The 20423-nt window shown below is 50.7% G+C and carries 14 protein-coding genes; 4 read left to right on the top strand and 10 right to left on the bottom strand.

The features are described 5' to 3' along the window. Nucleotides 1–104 precede the first annotated feature (104 nt). From Pla144_RS12490 to Pla144_RS12480, 3 genes are read right to left on the bottom strand one after another with little or no spacing between them, the layout of a single operon-like run. Nucleotides 105–1952 carry a cytochrome b gene (locus Pla144_RS12490; protein ID WP_146450999.1) on the bottom strand — a complete coding sequence of 616 codons (1848 nt, stop codon included), beginning with the start codon at nt 1950–1952 and terminating at the stop codon, nt 105–107. After that, nucleotides 1949–2542, bottom strand: coding sequence for a QcrA and Rieske domain-containing protein (locus Pla144_RS12485; protein ID WP_146450998.1), 594 nt, complete (start codon nt 2540–2542; stop codon nt 1949–1951). Before Pla144_RS12485 ends, Pla144_RS12490 begins: the two co-directional genes overlap by 4 nt. After that, a complete protein-coding gene (locus Pla144_RS12480; protein WP_146450997.1) occupies nt 2539–3519 on the bottom strand; it encodes a DHH family phosphoesterase in 981 nt (326 codons plus the stop codon). Before Pla144_RS12480 ends, Pla144_RS12485 begins: the two co-directional genes overlap by 4 nt. Nucleotides 3520–3785: 266 nt before the next feature. On the opposite strand from Pla144_RS12480, the gene Pla144_RS12475 reads away from it, so the two are divergent. After that, nucleotides 3786–4538 (top strand): ABC transporter ATP-binding protein, encoded by a 753-nt coding sequence (locus tag Pla144_RS12475; protein WP_146450996.1) that lies wholly within the window; start codon nt 3786–3788, stop codon nt 4536–4538. Nucleotides 4539–4600: 62 nt separating this feature from the next. Then, the gene (locus Pla144_RS12470; RefSeq protein WP_146450995.1) at nt 4601–6508 is read left to right on the top strand and encodes a TolC family protein; all 1908 of its coding nucleotides are present in this window, start codon (nt 4601–4603) and stop codon (nt 6506–6508) included. A gap of 311 nt (nt 6509–6819) precedes the next feature. Here Pla144_RS12470 and Pla144_RS12465 read toward each other — a convergent pair whose 3' ends face one another. Beyond that, nucleotides 6820–7509, bottom strand: coding sequence for a transposase (locus tag Pla144_RS12465; protein ID WP_197530633.1), 690 nt, complete (start codon nt 7507–7509; stop codon nt 6820–6822). Between the two features lie 281 nt (nt 7510–7790). On the opposite strand from Pla144_RS12465, the gene Pla144_RS12460 reads away from it, so the two are divergent. Further along, nucleotides 7791–9167, top strand: a complete 1377-nt coding sequence (locus Pla144_RS12460; protein ID WP_146450994.1) for an IS607 family transposase — start codon at nt 7791–7793, stop codon at nt 9165–9167. 3186 nt (nt 9168–12353) lie between these two features. On the opposite strand, the gene Pla144_RS12455 is transcribed toward Pla144_RS12460, so the two are convergent. From Pla144_RS12455 to Pla144_RS12445, 3 genes are all read right to left on the bottom strand, one after another. Then, nucleotides 12354–13598 carry an ABC transporter permease gene (locus tag Pla144_RS12455; protein WP_146450993.1) on the bottom strand — a complete coding sequence of 415 codons (1245 nt, stop codon included), beginning with the start codon at nt 13596–13598 and terminating at the stop codon, nt 12354–12356. A gap of 23 nt (nt 13599–13621) precedes the next feature. Then, nucleotides 13622–14881, bottom strand: coding sequence for an efflux RND transporter periplasmic adaptor subunit (locus Pla144_RS12450; RefSeq protein ID WP_146450992.1), 1260 nt, complete (start codon nt 14879–14881; stop codon nt 13622–13624). A gap of 149 nt (nt 14882–15030) precedes the next feature. Beyond that, nucleotides 15031–15951 (bottom strand): bifunctional riboflavin kinase/FAD synthetase, encoded by a 921-nt coding sequence (locus tag Pla144_RS12445; protein ID WP_146450991.1) that lies wholly within the window; start codon nt 15949–15951, stop codon nt 15031–15033. A 272-nt stretch (nt 15952–16223) separates the two neighbouring features. Here Pla144_RS12445 and Pla144_RS12440 point away from each other — a divergent pair, with 272 nt between their 5' ends. After that, entirely contained in the window at nt 16224–17804 is a 1581-nt protein-coding gene (locus tag Pla144_RS12440) for a Ppx/GppA phosphatase family protein (protein WP_146450990.1), read from the top strand. A gap of 12 nt (nt 17805–17816) precedes the next feature. Here Pla144_RS12440 and Pla144_RS12435 read toward each other — a convergent pair whose 3' ends face one another. The 3 genes from Pla144_RS12435 to Pla144_RS12425 all read right to left on the bottom strand — a co-directional run bounded on the left by Pla144_RS12435 (nt 17817) and on the right by Pla144_RS12425 (nt 20414). Next, complete coding sequence (locus Pla144_RS12435) at nt 17817–18701, bottom strand: NAD(P)H-hydrate dehydratase (protein ID WP_146450989.1); 885 nt, start codon at nt 18699–18701, stop codon at nt 17817–17819. Nucleotide 18702: 1 nt separating this feature from the next. Next, a complete protein-coding gene (gene larB, locus Pla144_RS12430; protein WP_146450988.1) occupies nt 18703–19458 on the bottom strand; it encodes a nickel pincer cofactor biosynthesis protein LarB in 756 nt (251 codons plus the stop codon). 134 nt (nt 19459–19592) lie between these two features. Further along, a complete protein-coding gene (locus Pla144_RS12425; protein WP_146450987.1) occupies nt 19593–20414 on the bottom strand; it encodes an ExeA family protein in 822 nt (273 codons plus the stop codon). Between the last annotated feature and the right edge of the window lie 9 nt (nt 20415–20423).

Here is a 20423-nt window from a genome sequence, read left to right as displayed (position 1 = left end):
CCATCGGGATTGTTAAACTGTAACGATTTTATCGTTTGAGTAGAAAGCAATTATCATTGCTAGCATTATTTGGTGGGAGAATCTGATTTGATCTCTGGTACCACCTAATCCCCCCGGAGCCAATCGACGATCAAACCTAGCGTTTGGTCATCGAGCTGGTTGAGTTGTGGATTATCGTGCGGGGCAAAGGCAGGCATGCGATCATTGTATTCGCCGTAGAATCGCTCAGAAGAGGGATTGCGGATAAAGTCCATGAGCCAGTCGCGGGACATGTATCCAGTCAGGTCGGGGGCACCTCCTTCATTGTTCACCTCGTGAAACTTATGGCAGTCGGTGCAGCCAATTTCCTCTTTGATGAGTTGGAAGCCAGCAGCGATCTTTTGTTTGTCGACGCCACGCTCGTTGACACGGTTTCCAGAACTTGCACTCTCGGCGGCTAGTGCTGCTACGACTTGGTCCACATGTTCCTGGTCAAGGTCGGGCACCGTCGATTGGACCCAGTCGACCATAGTACCCTCGGCAAACGGTGATTCTTGATAACCGAAGTGATCAGCATCGGCGACCTGATCAGGATCGAGAATCGCCGCCACCCATTCACGTGTCCCCAGGCCGAAAAGGTTAGGTGCGGTTGCGGATTTCCCATCCATGTTATGAGTCGAATCGGCGCCATCAGAGCGGTCCACATGCGTGTGGCAACCCGCACAGTTCTGAGCGAATAGCTTTGGCCCTTGCAGGTAAGGGTCTTGTGCCATAAGTGACAGCGCACCCGTCGGAGGAATCTTCTCCGGTGAGCGGGCTAACTCGATTACGCGCTCTGCTTCACGCTCGGCATTTTTTTCCGCATCGAGGAAAGCCTGAGATGCATCAAATTTATGGGCGTTCGCCTCGGTACGTTCGTACCATGCGGCAAAATAGTCATCCCGTACAGCCTGGGCCGTCAGAAGTACGACGCCCCCTAGCAGGATTACGAGCAAACCCACGTTGAACAGGTGCCCGCCGCGAGTGCGACCGATCCAAGGCATGAGGAACAAAGTTGTCACAATTACACCAGGAATGACAAATGCTCCCCAGACTTCAAGCTCACCCGGGAACCATTTCAGGAACTGGAACAGGAACAAGAAATACCATTCGGGGCGCGCGGCATTGTAGGGATTTGCCGGGTCGGCTGGTGCGGTAAGTTCCGCACCTCCACCATAGATCGCTAAGACGAAAACAGCAGCAACTACTCCCAGTGCCGCTATGCTGTCTTTGAGCAGTTGGTCGGGCCAAAACATGGCGTCTGGACCTTTCAGCGGCTCGCGAGCATGGAGTCCATGTCGGCGGAACAGCGCGATGTGCGGCACCAAGAGCGCAATCAGAAGTCCCGGCAGAACTCCGGCGTGGAGAGCCAGAAATCGAGTGAGCGTGTGATGTCCATAGTCGACTCCGCCGATGGCCAGTTTTTTGAATTCGGGACCAACCACTGGTGCCTGGCTTGCCAGATTGGTGCCGACGCTAGTAGCCCAGTAGCCTTTTTGGTCCCAGGGTAGTAAGTAGCCCGTGAGTGAGAGGCCAAACACCACAAGCATTAGTGCTACGCCAATGACAAAATTCAACTCTCGCGGAGCCCTATATGCTCCATCCCAGACGACCTGAGCAAAATGAATTGCCAGTAGCACGACCATTGCGTGGGCCATGTAGTGGTGCAGTCCGCGCAGTAGCCAGCCCCCTGTCATCTCATATTGAATATAGAACACACTTTCCCAAGCGGTCTGAGTACTCGGGCTGTAGGCCATCCAGAGAAAAGTGCCAGTGATCATCTGAGAGACAAATGCGATCACCAAAGTACTGCCCCAGACGTAACGCCACCGCGCGCCGCCGGGGACACGTTCGTAGAGGGCTTCGTGTAGCAGCCCACGCACTCCCGTTCGATTATCTAGCCAATCAACGAGAGTACGTAGCGGAGAACTCATACAGTCGAAATCGCTTCTTTGTGTCCGGTTTGGAAATCAATGAATTCAATCCAGACTTCGGTTGGTCCGTTGTCATCTGTGGATTCTACGGTTCTCAACTCGACGGGCAGGCGATCCATATCGCGAGGGGCTACCTCTGCGTCGCCCCGCTCTCGGGTTCCATCCAGATTGAATGCACTAGTATGACATGGGCAACGAAACAATTCATCCCCTGGCTTGTAGCCAATAAAGCAGCCTGCATGAGGACATTTTGCAGTAAATGCAATTGGCTTCGCTGCCCCCTGATTGCGAACCAGATAAACTGAGCCCACTCGCTGTTCGGGATATTTCGTCCAGGCGTCCACATGGTCAGTCACCACCGGAAAGCTACGAGGCATGCCATCGTCAGGAATCTGACTTAGCAAAGCAATGCGAACTTGTGGATTGGAGTTCTTCTTAAAGAGGGGAGAAAGAAATGAAACCACGCCAACTACAAATGGAGTAGCAATTGCCACTGTCCCAGCGACAACTGCTGTAAGCATCTCAAAAAATGTTCGACGATTCCAGGACACAGTCTTGTTAACGAGGTCGGGTTTTGATTTATCCTTCACTTTATCTCCGCTTCCAACACTTTGAGAACCGCGGCACGGGCTTCGGCCAGACTTCCTTCGTAGGCAATTCCTGCTGCCGCCTTGTGGCCTCCACCCCCAAATTGCTCTGCAACGGCCCGTACATCAAACTCTGTGCGGCTACGCAGGCTTACCTTGGTGATACGCTTCAATTCTACAAACAACACGGCAACCTGGCTTCCTTCGACAGTAAGTAGAGTATTTATTACGTCCTCAGTATCTGCCGGTTCGGCCCCCGTTTCTGCAAAATCCTGCTGATAAACTTGGGTGGCCATTAATCTTCCACCAGAGAACGTCTCGATATTCTCCAAAATTCGGGCCCTCAGCTTGAGGCGTGCTAGGGTATGTCGTTCATACAGGGAGGCGAAGATTTGGGGGGGATTGGCTCCTGCAGCCACGAGTTGGGCCAGTGCTTGGAAGGTCTCTTCGGTGACCGAAGCGAAACGAAACCAACCCGTATCGGTCGCAATTGCTGTGAATAATTGGTGGGCTATCGATGGAGTGACTGTGGCGTTTATGGCATTACAGAGTTCTAGAACCAATCGACCGGTTGCTTCTGTTGCGGAGTCTTTGAACACGGTCGCCTGCATGTCATCTTGGCTAACATGGTGATCAACAACAACTCGCGTACCGGAAAATCGTTTCACCACATCGGCCATGGGCCCTAGTTGCACCCAGGCGCTTGTATCCAGCACCATCAATACATCAATGTCCAAAAGATCATCAGCGCTTACGCCGCTTCCCAAAGTTTCGACACGACCGCTTGGATCGATGAAGCTAATGTGGCGCGGCACCTCGTCACCATTGACGATGCGGACATTCTTGCCGAATTGTTCTAGAATCGCAGCCATGGCCAACTCGCTACCGAGCGCATCACAGTCGGCCCGACAATGCGACGTCAGTAGAAACGACTGATGTTGTTCAATTATCTTCTGGAGCGGCAGCCAATCAATGGTCATGAATGAAAAGTTCCTTCAGTGGCTTCGACATTACTCTAAACTCTCATGATACTAGATTTCGAGGTAAACAAGAAGCCGAAAGCGATTTTCAGAAGAGGACGAGAGAGAAATGTACTTAAGTCGAGCCGTATGTGGAATGGGCCTCTAGAGGAATCAGAATTGATTTCGGACTACAATGTGCCATAGTGCTCCCATCAAGTCTTGCTGGGTTTGTGATTTTCCAATCGTGATCAATTTTGCTATTAACTCCTTGCCGAGTCAAATCAATGCCAGAGACTAACCGCCTTATTCAGCTCCGCGATGTAAGTCGGGTTTACGATCTAGGGGAAGTGAAAGTTGAAGCACTTCGGCCTACGAGTCTCACTATTGATCGTGGTGAATACGTTGCTTTGATCGGTCCTTCAGGTTCTGGGAAGTCGACATTGATGAACACGTTGGGATGTCTCGACCGCCCGACCGGAGGTAGCTATTTGCTCGACGGCGTTGAGGTCGTGGAAATGTCCCTTGACGAACGAGCTCAAATTCGCAATCAACAAATTGGTTTTGTGTTTCAAAACTTCAACTTGTTGAACCGGACGTCGGCCCTAGAGAATGTCGAAGTGCCTCTCCTATATTCTCGAGACCTCTCCGCACGTGAGAGACATGAACGAGCCCGTGATGAGCTTAACCGCGTAGGCCTCGGCGATCGAATCGACCATACCACTAGCCAACTCTCTGGCGGACAACAACAGCGTGTCGCGATTGCCCGGGCACTAGTAAACCGACCTTCGATCTTGCTGGCTGATGAGCCGACTGGCAATTTGGACACGAAAACCAGCAGTGAGGTGATCGCGTTATTTCGCAGGTTAAATGAAGAAGAACAAATCACGATGATCCTGGTCACTCACGATCAAGACGTGGCTCGCTACGCGAATCGCAAAATCGTCCTCCGCGATGGTCAAGTCGTTGCCGACACCACGGACTTTGCCGAAGCCCTACAATCGCTACACTCGTATGATCCGGTGCAAGCAGAGCGTTAAGATAAATCGACACGAACTGAAATACTGGCATAAACGGAACTGGGCCGACGAAGTCAAGTCTTATGACCAGTCGCCCAATCGCCTTCGTATTGTTGCTAGCAGCAACAACCGCCGCAGCTGCGCTGATTGGTCCTGCGCGCGCGGACGCTCCATGGCGCTTCATCATGCCGGAGCAGCGGAGTATTCGAATACGCAACCCGAATCAGTTGCCACATGTTGCTTTACCCGAAACTCCTGCACCACCGACTGTGAGCGAGCCAAGATTTAACGCGCCCCCGCGTGACCTGTCACTTGATGATGCAATTCGTGTTGCGCTAGAAAACGCTGAGGTGGTTCGTGTGCTTGCTGGCGTAACTGCCGTTTCGAGTGGCCAAACCATCTACGATGCTGCGATTACGAACACTTTTATCGATCAGGAGCGAGCTAGATTCGATCCATCAGTCATCATTCGGAATAATTGGGACCGCATTGAAACTCCGTTCGCGTTTGAAGATCCGGGAGATCCTCTGCGAACGCTAATCGATGGCACCCGCACGGATGCTTATAACGTGGATTTTCAACTCTCCAAGACGAACATCACAGGGGGTACTGCCGCACTGGATATTGTCGACACACACTCTCGATTTCGACCCGGCGTGTTTCTGCTCAATCCTCGCGAGACGAGCACGTTGGGGCTTAGCTACACACAGCCCTTGTTGCAGGGTGGCGGTCGACGGGCCAATCTGGCTCCGATTGTCATTGCCCAGATCGACACGGAACGTTCCTTCTTTCAAATGAAAGGGAGCGTTCAAAGTCTGGTCAGAGGAGCGATCGAGGGCTATTGGAACCTGGTCTTCGCCCGTACGGATCTCTGGACTCGTGAGCAACAGGTAAAGCAGGCTGATTTTGCCTATCGCCAGGCAGAAGCCCGAGCACGTACTGGAAACATTAGTCCAGCCGAAGTTGCTCAAACCAGGGTCTCGCTGGCTAACTTTCGGGCAACTCTAATAACCGCTCGGGCCAATGTTCTCCAACGCGAAGCAGCTCTGCGCAATCTCTTGGGTCTTCCGCCTTATGGCGAAGATCGCATCACTCCAACTTCTCCTCCCACAGACGAGCGGCTGGAGCTTGATTGGGGGCTCCTAGTGAGTCTTGCCGAACAGTACCGTCCCGATCTGATTGAACTGAAACTTGTTCTTGAAGCAGACCAGCAGTTCTTGATGCAGGCTCAAAATCAAGCCCTCCCGAGGGTCGATGCAGTAGGGGTCTATCGTTGGAACGGCCTTGAAGGGGTCATGCCGATAGGGGATCCGGTCTCTTCACCATTTAGTCAAAACACCGATTGGACGTTAGGGGTAAATTTCTCCGTGCCATTGGGCCTGCGTCAATCGCGTGCTCAACTGCGGCAACGCGAGTTGATCATCGCCCGTGATCGTGCGAATCTTACACAAGGTCTGCACAGCGCGGTGCATGACGTAGCCTTGAGTGTGCGGAATCTCGATCAGTTTTTTGAACAGTATCTGGCATACCAGGAAACCAAGTCCGCCGCGCGAGATAACCTTGAGCTTCAGATGGGGCGCTATCAGAGCGGTCTAAATCCCTATATCAATGTGCTTCAGGCAATCGTCGATTGGGGCAATTCGGTCAGCAACGAGGCACAGGCGGTCACCCAATACAATACCGAGCTGGCTCAATTGCAACTGGAAACCGGCACGATTCTCGAAACCCATGGAGTCTATTTCTTTCAGGAACGCTACGGCTCGATCGGTCCCAAGGGGCGACTCTGTGCGTATGAATGCTATCCACGCGACATGCGTCCGACGGATAATGAGAATGTCTATCCTGTGGGAGATGAACCCGCCGAAGACTTCTTCGACCTCGATGATCCGCTTTCTCGACTCCGCAAACGTCAACGAGCAGACGCCGAAGAATTGCCCCCGTTGCAACTACCCGAGCCAATCCTGCCAGAAACCGATTACATCGGGCAATGAAGCGGCTGAATGATAGCGGTTGAGGGCTCGGGAGTCTTTTCTAAAAATGACGCCCGACCCCTTTGAATTTCCCCTGCAGGGATCGTAGAAACGGGTGTTGTTGAAAGACTCCGAATAATGCATGTCCTTTTCGGCCCTTAACCTAGCGGTTTGGAAAGCACTTCCCACACTGGTGGCCCAATCCCCTATTCTGGATTGGGATTGATTGTGAACATCCTAGGTTCCTAGCAGATCGCGTAAGTGATTCGATCCTGCTCTTCACGCAGCCGAGTGGTATCGATTTCCATCCGGGAAGAGAAAACGGGACAGGTCTAATTTCTGATAGCCTGCTCCATTTTACTGGGGCGACCACGACGCCTCATCGTGGACTCCAAGCCGAGTTGCTTCGCCGTTTGGTGAATCCAGTGGTCGTTCCCGAAGGGTTGGCCACGACTGATCGCCCGGCGAATAGCTTTCAATTCGGCATCGGTCTGTGGCTCGTTCACAAAATCAAGCCAACCTCGTGAGCGCGGCAGCGGCCAACTGCTCAAGAGCCTTCGCTCCTCGGCTGTGCCATGTTCGCGTCTCCAGAGACTCGACCAGCGCCACGCGTCAGCGGTCGTGACCAACTTGGCACGCAGAGCATTACGTTCGACATAACGGACCAACTGGTAGTAGTGGTCATCTGCTTCCACAGGAAAAGATTTGTAACGCCCTTGGTAGACGTGCCCCATTCCCACACGACGATGGTGCTCTTGCAAGTTACGGACATGGGTGATGGTAAGTTTTTGCATGAAGACCGCCAGGTCGTCGCTTGCTTCTGGCCATAACACCAAATGCCAATGATTAGGCATCAAACAATAGGAGCAAATTCGCATGGGGCAGGTGAGGAGGGTCTTCGCGATAATTTCCTCAAACGCTTCATAATCGCGATCCTTCTTGAACAATCGCATACGTCCCACACCACGGTTGAGCACATGAAACACCATACCACCAGGAGTAATACGAGCAGTTCGGGGCATGAATGGAAAATAACATGGAAGCCTATTTTGTCAATATTAGACCTGTCCCGTTTTCTTCCTTATCCCCCTCAACTCTCAACTTTTCTGTAGAAATTGGGCAGCTTAAAAAAATATAACTAAAAGCTACTATGCTCTCTATTTTTCTAGGCTAATTCTTAAGCCTTACGAATAGATATAATCATTGATTCTTGCTATATTAAGGCATTAACAAAACGAGACCCCGCTGTGCGACTAACACAACGGGGCCTCTAAGCAATCACTAGCTAACCAAGGAGCTAGAAATGCCTACTCAAAATGGTATCTGCGGGGCCTCATCCCATCAACTTCTATCTGTGGGCGATGTTTGTCGGCTATCAGGTGCGCATCCAAACACAGTTCGGCGTTGGTCGCTAAACCAGCTGCCCACGTACCGTTCGGGAAATGGCGGTCATCGCCGATTTAAGCGCGAAGATGTTGAAGAGTTCTTAGGCCTGGAGGTCGAAAGCGAACACCCTTCCATCCTCCTATATTGCCGTGTGTCATCTGGTGGGCAAGCAAAGGGTTTTAAGAAGAACGAAGAGTCATCACTTTCACGGCAGGTCGAAAGATTAAAACTCCATTGTCAAAACCAATACGGATTAGCCCCCACTGTTTTTACAGACATAGGGTCCGGATTATCGTTCAAAAGAGCGGGGCTAATCCGCATGTTAGAGCAGATAATGCAACACAAACATGATGGTGGAATTTTGCTTCTCACATTTCGCGACAGATTAGCTCGGTTTGGAGTCGAGATAATAGAACTTCTGGCAAAAAATCATGGCATAAAAATCATATATACAGAAAAGGAATTGAATGAGAGTGAAGAAAAAGAGTTATCAGATGATATCATCGCGGTGTGCACGAGTTTCAGTGCCCGCATACATGGTGCCAGAGCTGCCAAGCTAAGCACAAAGACTATGAGTCAGGAGGCGATTGAGAGGGCTACTGAGTTGAAGCAGCAAGGTGTCTCGACCACAAAAGTGGTAGCCATAATGAACGAAGAAGGTTTTGAGCTGAGCGATGGTTCGCCTGTTAGTATGGCAATTGTAAATAAATATACCAAGAAACCACTTGATTTAATCTTACCAAAACAAACAAAGAATAACGTCCAAGAATATCTCGATGAATGTATTGAGGTGACAACTAATGATACCAGAATCAAAAGTCATGATATCTATTTGGACTACTCAGAATGGTGCAAATCCAAGGGTAAAGATGTTCTTCCCATAATGTCTCTTGGAAGAGTTCTCATCAAGCAATTCAGAAAAACAGGAGTCATTGACCCCGAATTAAAGAAGCAAGGTAATTACAAAATCCATGCGGGATGGATGGGAATTCGCGTGAAGAACAAAAAGCTACACTTCCAAGTTAAGTCTAAACCTCATAAGAAGCATGTTAAGCAAGAAGAACAGCCCGCAGAAAACTTCGTGGTGTTTTATGATGAGGTATTGAAGGGGCGGTTTAATGGATTTAGAAGAGAACTCGACGAGAAATATAAGCAGTGGTGCAAAGAAAAAGGATTTAAACCCATAAACAGAAACAAGATTCCAAAACTTATTCGCATGATTTCAAACCAACATGGCCAGAAAGAAAAATTTGGAATGCGGTACAATTTTTTAGATATAGCAAAAGGAAAATGATGGGGGAAAATTGCCCCGCATTGTTTATTACAGGCTTAAAAAACGGCGGTCTGGAATCACCCGGGCTAAACCCGACTCAATCATGCCCGATGGAATCTCGACTCTTTAAAAGGGCATTTTCAAAAAAGATATAACAAAGAAAAAAATAATATTCTCTCACCCGATTCTTATTCTTACTGTTATAGAAATTTTTTTTTATTATTGGGGGGGATTATTAGAAGAGTTCTTAGGAGACTTCTTAGGGGAATTATCTATTGTTGATTTGGGGGGGAATCTATTGTTCTTTTCGGGCAAACTCTCAAAGACCTCTCTGGGGAATTATCAACTGTTCTTTTCGGGGAAACTCTTAAAGAACGCCCCTAAGTGGAATTATCAACTGTTATTTTTGGGAAAGACTGCCAGAAATTTCAACAGTTGTTTCTAGCGATGCGATTGCAATTTAATTGCGGCACCAAAAACGGCATCAAAAAAAATATAACAATAAAAAAATGTCATGAGAAAGTTTAAGTCGGCTTAGAGGTCATAGATATAATGATGAACAAGAAAAATAAATCCATGTTGGGGTATAATCTTGTGGGTTACGTTGTGCCGGTTCTTTCTCCCTTAAAAAGTGATCGGAATATAAAAGGGCCGCCAAGCATATTCTTGCGGCTAAGTGAGTAAGAAAGACAGTAAAGATTTTCCCGCAAGGGTTTTTCCAGGCAACGGGTTGGTAGTTGATCCAACGGTATGTGGCTGACGTCCTGGTCCGAAAATGTGATGCAAAAAAAGATCGTATTAGCTGCTCAAGTACTGCTCAATCCCACGGGTTCACCAAATTATTGATATCTTGTGGGTTTTTTCTCCTTTGTGAATGTAATATCACATAGGGATAGCCACTCTAACCGGACTAGGTAAGATGCATTTGGTATGACAAGTCAGAAAGATTATTGTCTTGCGACTCATCAATAATCTAAAAAATCTTAAATATCACTCTAAGAATCCCTCCACAATCTATTGATTCTTCTAAGAATTATTTTTTTATTCTTTCTTCTCACACTCTTTCGCCGAATCCCCCGAAAGGCCTAAATAATATTCTGATCTTGCTATACATTATTGGCCCTAAACTCTTCTCTAACTTGTTCAAAAATCAAAACAACCATATGACAAACAAGAAATTCTATTCAGGATGGGGGCCACTCCGAAAGACAAACATCGCCCATTGGCCGCTCTGGTTTATTTACACGCTTAAAAAACGGCGGTCTGGAATAACCCGGGCCAAACTCGACTCAATCATGCCCTCGAAACATCACCCCCAAAAAACCCTCTACAATAATCAAAGTAATCATTTTTTTTATTCTTTCTGACCGCCCCGAAAGGATTTAATAACATTCTTTTTTTATTGCTATATCTTGTCGGCTCTCTTCTCTGGTCTGATCTTAGCCCCGATGTTGGCTCTCAGATTAGCTCTCAACTCATCTTTGAGTCTTAGCCCTAAACTCTTCTCTAATCTTGTCCAAAAACCATATAACAAAGAAAGAAATTCAATCCAGAATATAGATTTTATTTTTTTATTTTTTTTGATTGCCCGCCGATTCTCGGAAAGGCCCCCCAAAGACCTATATTCTTACTTGCTATATATTCTTAGCCCCGAAAACCGGAAAAGAATAATAACAAAGAAAAAAATATTAGATGGGGGATTAAGAATCTAACCAGCTGCTAAAGAATTCTTTATTGACTCGATTTCGGCATTGATATCATTGGGCCGCTTGCGGCGATCTTCTCTGACCTCATCTTAGGCCCCACTATTAGTTCTAATCTTAGCCGCTCAACTCATCTTTGATTCTTAGGCCCCAAATCTTCTTATTCCCCCCTAATTAATCTTCACCCCCCCCACCAAATACCAAAACAAGAGAGAGAATAAATGGCAAAGAATATTATATTATTTTATTTTATTTTTTTGATTGCCCCGCCAATTCTCGGCGAAAGGCCCCCAAAGACCTAATATTCTTACTGCTATATCTTGCCGCTTGTCGGCGATCTTCTCTGACCTCATCTTAGGCCCCGCTATTAGTTCTGATCTTAGCCGCTCAACTCATCTTTGATTCTTAGGCCCCAAATCTTCTTATCCCCCCCTAATTAATCTTCAACCCAAAAACAACAACAGAAAGAAGAAAGAGATAGAGGAATATTATATTTTTTTATTTTTTTGACTCCCCCGCCAATTATCGAAAGGCCCCCCCCAAAGGCCTATATTCTTACTGCTATATCTTAGGCGATTGTCGGCGATCTTCTGGTCTGATCTAGGCCCCCGCTGTTAGCCCTCAGATTAGCTCCAAATCTTCATTGGCTTATCTCTCTTCTTAGGCCTCATCTTGCCCCATTCCATCAATAAAACCCCCCATACAACCATTCAAAGAGACTGGATTCTTCTTTTTTTTATATTTTTTTTGAGAAGCCAAAATCGGTAGTTTTAGTAAGAAAAACAGGGGCCACTACTTTTAATACAATGAGGCTCGCCAACTACTAGGCGGGCTCTTTGACAATTGAACTGCCACAACTCCCAGAGGCGGGCCACTTTATCAGCCGCGTGGCGTTAGCAACCGGTTCGTTCGGCGCTGCGCAGTGAACTGGCTGCTGACGCACTCTCGCCTGATAAGTTTCGGCTTCTCAATCTGCCATTCTCCTGGCTCACAGCAGCTGGGATTCCTCGTGGAATGTTAAGGTTCTTTTTCAAAAACTCACTTAGAACTTGGAACGCGGCTGCTCTGTAAGTCTTGATCTGCAAACGAGTTGAAGCGAACTGTTGCCGTGGAAAAGCAGGGGGTTTTTTTGATATTTAAAAAAGTTCCGCCAAATAATCACAAACCAATCCACCCTCCGCGCTCGAGCTGCGCGCCGAAGAAACTAACCCGAAGCGTAAGCGAGCGCTAGTTTCGGAAAGGCACTGAACCTATGTACGAATAACTCCTACGGAAATAGAAGGAATAGGAGGAATTGGGGAATGGAGGAATGTTCATACTACGGCTACAACCGAATTTTCATCCGTTAGGGTAAACACCATCATGCAGGCTCAAAGTGAAAGCTGTTAGCCGTTAGCTATTAGCTTTTAGCCGTAGATCGCCGCAGTTTCGCCTTCGACTTTGCAATTCTCTTGTTCGAGGGTATCGAAGGTTTGCAATGACTATCTATTGCATTTGCACTCACCTACTCGTAGCGAAGCGCTTCAATCGGATCGAGCCGACTGGCACGTCGAGCGGGGTAGTAGCCGAAGAAGATTCCAACTGCTGCGGCAAACAGCATAGCGATCACTGCCGCTCGGAATGACACAACTACCGGCCAATCGGAACCACTTGAGATCGAGTTGATTGCCATGGTAATTCCGACAGAGGCCGAGATACCTAAGCTGACCCCCACCAGCCCCCCCAAGGAAGAGAGTAGCACCGCCTCGACGAGGAATTGACGCATGATGTCTTTACCTCGCGCACCGACGGCCATACGGATGCCGATTTCTCGGGTCCGTTCTGTCACTGATACGAGCATGATATTCATGACTCCCACGCCCCCTACCAACAGTGATATCGCGGCAATCGCCGAGAGCAGTAGCGTCATCGTGCCTGTAATGGTGCCTAGCACGTTGGCAATTTCCGTCGTGTTACGAATTTGGAAATCGGGGTCCTCATCAGGGCGGATGCGATGCCGCTCAAAGAGTATTTGGGCAACTTCGTATTCTGCCTGGGACATAAGCTCAAGACTCTTGGCCGAAATCATGATCGCATTGACGGTGTTGAAATTCGAGCCTTGAAGCCTTTTTCGCGCTGTCGTGTAGGGCATCAGTAAGATGTTGTCCTGATCTTGTCCCACCATATTTGCCCCTTTGGCCTCAAGGACACCGATCACTCGAAAGGGAATATTCTTAACCCGTATTGTTTGCCCCAACGGATTAGAGGTCTGAAAAAGCTTGGCAAGCAAGGTGTGACCAATCACACACACCTTTTCGGCAGAACTGATTTCGCGTTCTGTGAAGAAGTCGCCCACGCGCAACTGCCAATTGCGGACTGTAAGATAGTCTGTGCCCACGCCAATCATCTCATTGGGGCTCCAATTGACGTTGCCGAAGATCACTTGCCCACCTGACCACACGACGGGGCTTGCCGCCAACACGGCAGGACATTCTTGAGCGATCGCCTGAGCGTCTGCGGCGGTGAGCGTTGGGCTGCCAGACTGTTGTACGCCTTCCCGCCTTCGGGAACCAGGGAAAACGAGCAAAACGTTGGTGCCGAGTGCTTCAAACTGCCGCTGCACCAATTCGCCGGCGCTCTGTCCGACTGACACCATGGTGGTCACGGCTGCAATGCCGATTACGACACCGAGGACCGTGAGCCCAGCACGCATTTTGTTCTTTGCCAAGGCTCGCAGGGCAATCCGTATCGTCGTGAAGAGATTAAACATTCAATGTGCTCAAATCACCAAGTCTAATCCGAAGCACCGGCCGTCTTGAGACCAATGACGAGCTTCTGACCGTCTGTGAGATCCCCCGACAGAGATTCACTGTATTTCAAGTCGGTTATTCCAGTTTCGATCTCGACGGCTTTCAAGAAATTGCCATTTTCGACCCATACATGGCGGAGGCGTTTCTTATTCTTGGTCTTTTCTTCATCATTGTTGATTTCTCTTTCGGCATCCTCTTCCGATTCTTTATCAGTATCGCCCAACAAGAGATCACGATCCTCAGCGCGGACATGTTCCGCCAACGGATAAAAACGAAGTGCAGAGTTAGGGATTCGCAACACGTCTGAGCGTTCATCCACTTGGAACGAAAGGCTGGCGGTCATGCCAGGAAACAGCTTCAAGTCGGGGTTCTTGGTGGCAACTACAACAGGATAAGTCACGACATTTTCAACCGTCGTCGAGTTTTTGCGAATTTGCTCGATCTCGCCGTAGAAAGTTTCGTCAGGATAGGCATCGACAGTGAATTCAACCGGGAGTCCCTTGGTCTGAGCCTGGATGATAAGCCCGATATCAGCTTCGTCCACCGACGCGAAGATATGCATCTTTCGATCCATCTCAGGTGCGACTTTGAATAATTCCGGCGTCGTAAACTGGGCCGCCAGGGTTTGTCCTTCATCGATCAATCGGTCGATCACCATACCATCTACCGGTGAGACAATACGAGTGTATTCCAGATTTGCCAGCGACGTCTCTAATCCCCCCTGGGCTTGTTCGACCGCTGCCTCAGCCAATTTAAGTTGTGCGGCCAGAGATAGCCGATCGAAATGAAAGGCGTCCATCTCCTTTGCCGAGATAAAATCCTCATCGCCTTTCCGCAGGGCAATGGCTCGTTGTTCGTTGCGCGTTGCCTGGAGGAGGAGGGCCGAGACTCGATCTACATCCGCCTTGCGTGAAGCAAGCACGGCACGATCGCGATCAACATTCGCCTGATAGAGACGAGGATCGATGCGTGCGAGCAGATCCCCTTTCTTCACGATTTGATTGAAATTAGCGTGCAATTCGGTGATTGGTCCTGAAACAAAGGATCCAATAGAAACCGTCAAGACTGGCTTTACAGTCCCTGTTGACTTAACGTCGGCAACAATTTTGCCGCGAGAAACCTTCGCAGTCCGCCATTGGGGACGACTTCGCTCGGCCAAATATCTCGACATTGGCCACCAGGCAGCCGTAAGCAGCCCCCCCAACAGGGCAACTACTACCAAAATTAGCAACAGCTTCTTCATCGTGCAGAAAGGTACAAATAGACATCGGCCAGTGGAGGGAGATTTGCAGGAATATCTATCGTAGGCAGAACGGGAACTCTCAACAAGCAAGAGGATTGAAAACAGGACGCCCTCGATTAGAGAATTCCAGCGAGAACCTTGTTATCCGCTCAGCCGACTATCTCTCTCGTGCGTGCGACATCGTCTTGTAATTGATTCACGAGCGACTCTTCATTTCGGAAGTTCGTCACATCGCGCAGACGGGCAAGAAACTCAACTTCCAAAGGCTGGCCGTACAAAGTGTCTTCGAAATCGAGCAAATGGATTTCCACTTTGAAGGCTGCTTCACCAAAAGTGGGATTCGGTCCGATATGTATTGCTGCAGGATATGAGATGGTATCTAGCCAAGCCCTACCGGCATAGACCCCTATCGAGGGGAGTAGGGTATCAACCGCTTCGAGGTTGGCAGTGGGGAAACCCAATTTCGCCCCGCGTCCTGCACCGTGCGTCACCATACCCCGAATTCGATACGGTGCGGAGAGCAACTCTTTTGCGGTAGCGACTTCTCCTGCGGCGATAAGCCCACGAATTCGCGAACTGGAGACCAATGCACCATCGATTTCTACAGGAGGCACCACATCAAGCGACATCCCCACGGAGGCAGTAAGCTGGGAGAGTAGCTCAACATTTCCCTCGCGATTGTGGCCAAAATAGAAATTGGGTCCTTCCACCATCGCTTTGGCCTGGAGTAGATCACGCACGATCGAGTCAAAGAAATCATGGGCCGACAACCCGAGTAGATGCTCATCGGTCGGATAGGCCACGATCTTGTTCACCCCATGCTCGGCCAATAACTGGGCTTTGCGCTCAGTCCAGGTGAGTGGCGGGGGACACTGCTCGGGCCTAAGTAGGCGCACCGGATGAGGGTCAAAGGTAAAAACTATTGCCGGACCGTTTACTTCTAGTGCACGTTGAATCAATCGGCGGATGATTTCCAAATGACCTCGATGCACTCCGTCAAAGTTACCAATGGCCACCGCTCCGTGGCAGGCAGATGGCGGGAAATGACTGAGATCGCGAATGATTGGCACGAGGTTCGCTCAACATGAAGAAAGAGGGATTGTTCGGGAACTATTTTGCTCAGCAGTGAAGATTCGATTATTCTGCCATGCAGAGGATCGGTCAACGTGTTGGGTCAACAACTTGATAATGAATTACTGCTTTTCTTGGTTCGCGAGTCTCAACTTGCTATGGATTACATGTTATGCTGAAGAGAAGCCATGGATGGTCCTGAAGGCTCGTTCGATTTGACAGTAATTGAATTACAATCTGAAAACTGGCTTACAAGGAAGTCACGCAACCAATGCCTGAACAACAGACTTATCTCACCCCCGACATTGTCCCTCGTTTGGCTGCGATCGATGTCGGCAGCAACAGCATTCGCCTCGTGGTAGCCGAGGCCCTGGCCGATGGTCGATATCGTGTACTGGATGAAGAACGGGAGACCCCTCGACTCGGCAGGTCGTTGGCATCGACGGGTAAACTCGACGACGCCTCGATTGCCGACTCGCTGGCTGCACTGCGACGGTTTCTTTCGATCGTCCAGGGTCTGGGTGTGGAAAGCCTGCGTGCGATCGCCACCTGCGCTGTGCGTGAAGCGAGCAACGGCGCGGAGTTTTGCGCTATGGTTAAGAAACAGCTGGATCTGAAACTAGAAGTCATCAGCTCCCAAAAGGAAGCACACCTGGCATTTCATAGCGTGCGGCGACGATTTGATCTGACAGGCAAGAACACTTTGCTGGCAGACATTGGTGGAGGCAGCACTGAGTTGGTCCTCGCTAGTGGTGAACTAATCGAGGCAATCTATGGTACCAAGTTGGGTGCCGTTCGGCTCAATGAAAAGTTTGGTGGTGGACAGGCATTGGCGGGAGATGACTTCAAACGCATGATCCGTTGGATCAATCGTGAGTTGAACAAAACCACCGAGAAGCCTTCAGCCCCTTTGCATCTTTTGATAGGCTCGGGAGGAACCTTTACAAGCTTGGCTGGCATGGTGATGGCGGCCAAGGGGCAGTCTCGACTCCCCATGGGAGGTTGCCAAATCCCACGTGCCGAGTTGCGACATCTCATCGATCGGCTCCGTAAGATGTCGCTCAAGGAGCGCCGCGAAGTCCCAGGCTTGAATCCCGATCGTGCGGACATTATCGTGCCGGGAATGGCGGTGATCGATTGCATTATGCGGAGGTTCAAATTGAACCTGCTCCAGGTGCATCCGTTTGGGGTGCGTGATGGACTGCTGCTCTCGATGATTGAAGAGATGCAGGGGCGCACCCGGCAAGAAATCCCCGCCGACGACAATGCCCAACTGGAACGGTTTGCCTCGGCCTGCGGGGTGGAACTCGCTCATGCCCGGCAGGTGGCTCGCCTGGCGAGTGAGATCTATGCAGGGTTGTGCGAGCATTTTGAAATCGACTGCGAAGATGGCCGTCTGCTTGAGGCGGCGGCCCGACTGCAAGACGTGGGATATCTAATCAACTACGACGGCCACCACAAACATTCGTACCACTTGATCTTGCATAGCCACCTCGAAGGTTTTCGCCCGGAGGAGATCGAGATTATCGCCAATGTGTCCCGCTATCACCGCGGTGCGATACCCAAGCGAAAGCATGAGAATTTCCGCCGACTCAGCGAGAACGACCAACTGCGCGTGCTGCGCATGGCGGCCGTACTGCGCCTGGCAGGAGGCTTGGATCGTAGCCACAATCAAACTGTAGAAGAAGTGGAAGTTCGTATGTCCGACGACTTGTTGGAACTGATCGTCGAGGCCAAAGAATATCCCGAAACCGACCTCTGGGCCGCCCGCCGCCGGCTGGGAATGTTCGAGAAGGTCTTCGACTCGGAACTCGCCATAGAGTGGGCAGGTCATATCCCAGTCAAGTCATAGCCAATGTGTGGCTTAGCGATTTCCCATCTTCAAAAAAACCTCCGGCAGAAAATTCAACAAATCACTGGCAATCAGGGAAACCTGTCCAAGCTTTTCAGCAGCCAAGTCTCCCGCGAGACCGTGGACATGCACTGCCAACCGGGCCGCCTCCCACGTTTCCAGTCCTTGAGCCACCAAGGCCGTGATAATTCCAGTCAGCACGTCGCCAGTCCCGCCCGTCGCCATGCCGGGGTTGCCGGTCTGGTTGAATGAGACGCGACTCCCATCGGTTACGATCGTGTGGTGCCCTTTGAGCACAACAACCGTCTGATCTGTCATGTCGCGGCGGCACAATGCAGCGGCTTGTTCCGCTCTCACTCTGGCTTCATCTGCACATGGCTCGCCCGTGAGCCGCTCGAACTCGCCCGGATGTGGCGTGAGTATTCTCGATCCACTCGGATGCTTCAGGCCCTCTGACCACGCGGCCATGGCGTTAAGAGCGTCGGCATCCACGACCATCGTCTGTTCGACGTGGTGATAGAGCGAATGAACCAGCCGAAAGGTACTCGCGCTGGTTCCCAGTCCTGGACCTAATGCAAGGCAATTCTTGTCCTTGGCGAGTTCCTTTATCTCGGGAGCGAACTCTTGCAACAATTCGTCGCAGTTGGAAGCTCCCAGGCCGACAGTCATCATTGCCGGTTCAAAGCTGGCGACGGTCTCTTGGATCGCACGAGGCACCAACACCGTCACCAGACCTGCCCCGCTCCGCAAGGCTGCTTTCCCGGCAAGCGCTGCGGCGCCTGCTTTGCCGCGCGAACCGCCGACAACCAGCGCGCGGCCGTACGTCCCCTTGTGGCTTTCATCCTCACGAGCAGGAAGTACCGGCAAGGGTTCAGAAGTGACATCTTTCAAAGCCATTTCACACCGTCCCCCGTCGGGTCGCCACCAACCCCGCCAGATAACCCGCCTTGAAACCAGCATCGATATTCACGACCGCCACATTGCTTGCGCAACTATTGAGCATCGCCAGAAGCGCCGAAAGTCCTCCTAGATTGGCCCCGTAGCCAACACTTGTGGGGACCGCAAATACAGGGCAGGGGACATAGCCACCTACCACACTCGGCAAGGCTCCTTCCATACCCGCTACTACCACGATGGCATCTGTATCACGGAACTCGGCGAGACGTTCCGGCAAGCGATGCGGACCGGCCACACCCACGTCGTGAACCATTGTTGCACGGACTCCCATCCAAGCAAGCGTCTCGCGGGCCTCTTCGGCCACGGGCAGGTCGCTTGTGCCGGCAGTAATGACAGCCACATGCCCGACCTCCGGTCCGCGCGGATTTGCGTCGATGCGGATTGTACGGGCCACAGGGTTGTAACGAGCATCTGATAGGCGCTCCAAAACTTGCTTGGCCTTTTCGGCTTCGATCCGCGTTGCCAAGACATGCTGGTCATGCGCAAGGAGTCGACCTGCAATCTCGATGACTGTCTCGGCTGATTTGCCCGTGCCGAAAATGACCTCAGGAAATCCGCAGCGCTCGGCGCGGTCCAGATCAACCGTGGCAATTTCCGATTGATCGGTCAACTTCGCTGCTTGAGTCAAGAATTCCTCAGCAGAGATTTCCGCCGCCGCCAATCGACCAGCGAGCAAGACTAACTGTTGTGCTTCCATCTAGCTCAGTCTACCGCAAAGAGGATAGGAGCGGGAGCCTGCACCTAATTACGTCTTTCCCGCGCAGGCGGGAATCTAGATCTTCGACATTGCTTTCTGGATACCCGCCTGCGCGGGAATGACGTGTTTTCAAATTACGCCGCGGGGGCGAGTGTTAGCAGTTCAGATTGGACAGCGCGAAGTTGGGCACCATCGATCTGGCTCTCTTGGGCCGCGAAACTTACCAGGAGCGCCAAATCGCAGAGACGATTGATTCTACGCGGGATACCGCCTGTCAGTTGATGGGCCAATTCCAATGCCTGGGATGTGAACAAGGGCCGCGTTGCGCCCGCCGCCACAAGGCGATGCTCGATGTAGCCGGCTGTCTCTTCGCTGCTAAAGGGTTTCAGCAAGACTTTCATCTCCAGACGCTCGTCGAGGTCGTTTGCGCGCTCCATGGTCGACAGGGCGGCGACCTGACCAATCAGCAGCAGCGTAAAGAGCGGTTCATACCCATCACGTAGATTCATCAAGAGACGCAGAGGTTCTAGCAGTCCCGCGTCTTCGAGTAGATGGGCCTCATCGACGGCGAAGATCGCCAGTTTGCCACGTTCACGATTCTCGACCAAGACGGTTTGTAAGGCGTTTAGGCTCTCTTCCACGGTTGGGCGAGTGTCATGTAGAGGTGCGCCCAACTGCTCAGCCAGGAAGGCGAGCATCTCCCGGGAAGACATCAAGGGGAACACCAAGTGGGCTCGTTTGCCAAGGCTCTCACCGAGTTGAACTTCCAGTGTGTGCCAGAGCAGTGTTTTGCCAATGCCGGCAGTACCAGCAAGCAGGGCGGCAGGACGCCGATTCTCGACTGCGTAACGTAGCTTGTGCAAAGCGGAAGTATGAGCAGGGCAGGGGAACAAAAAACGCCGATCGCTGGTGGGCTCAAACGGCTTCGTCTCTAGCTGCCAATATTCTTCGTACATGCTGATTTC

The sequence above is a fragment of the Bythopirellula polymerisocia genome (assembly GCF_007860015.1).
GTDB lineage: Bacteria > Planctomycetota > Planctomycetia > Pirellulales > Lacipirellulaceae > Bythopirellula > Bythopirellula polymerisocia.
The sequence above is the reverse complement of the archived record's forward strand: the minus strand, read 5'-3'. Positions and strand labels throughout refer to the sequence as shown.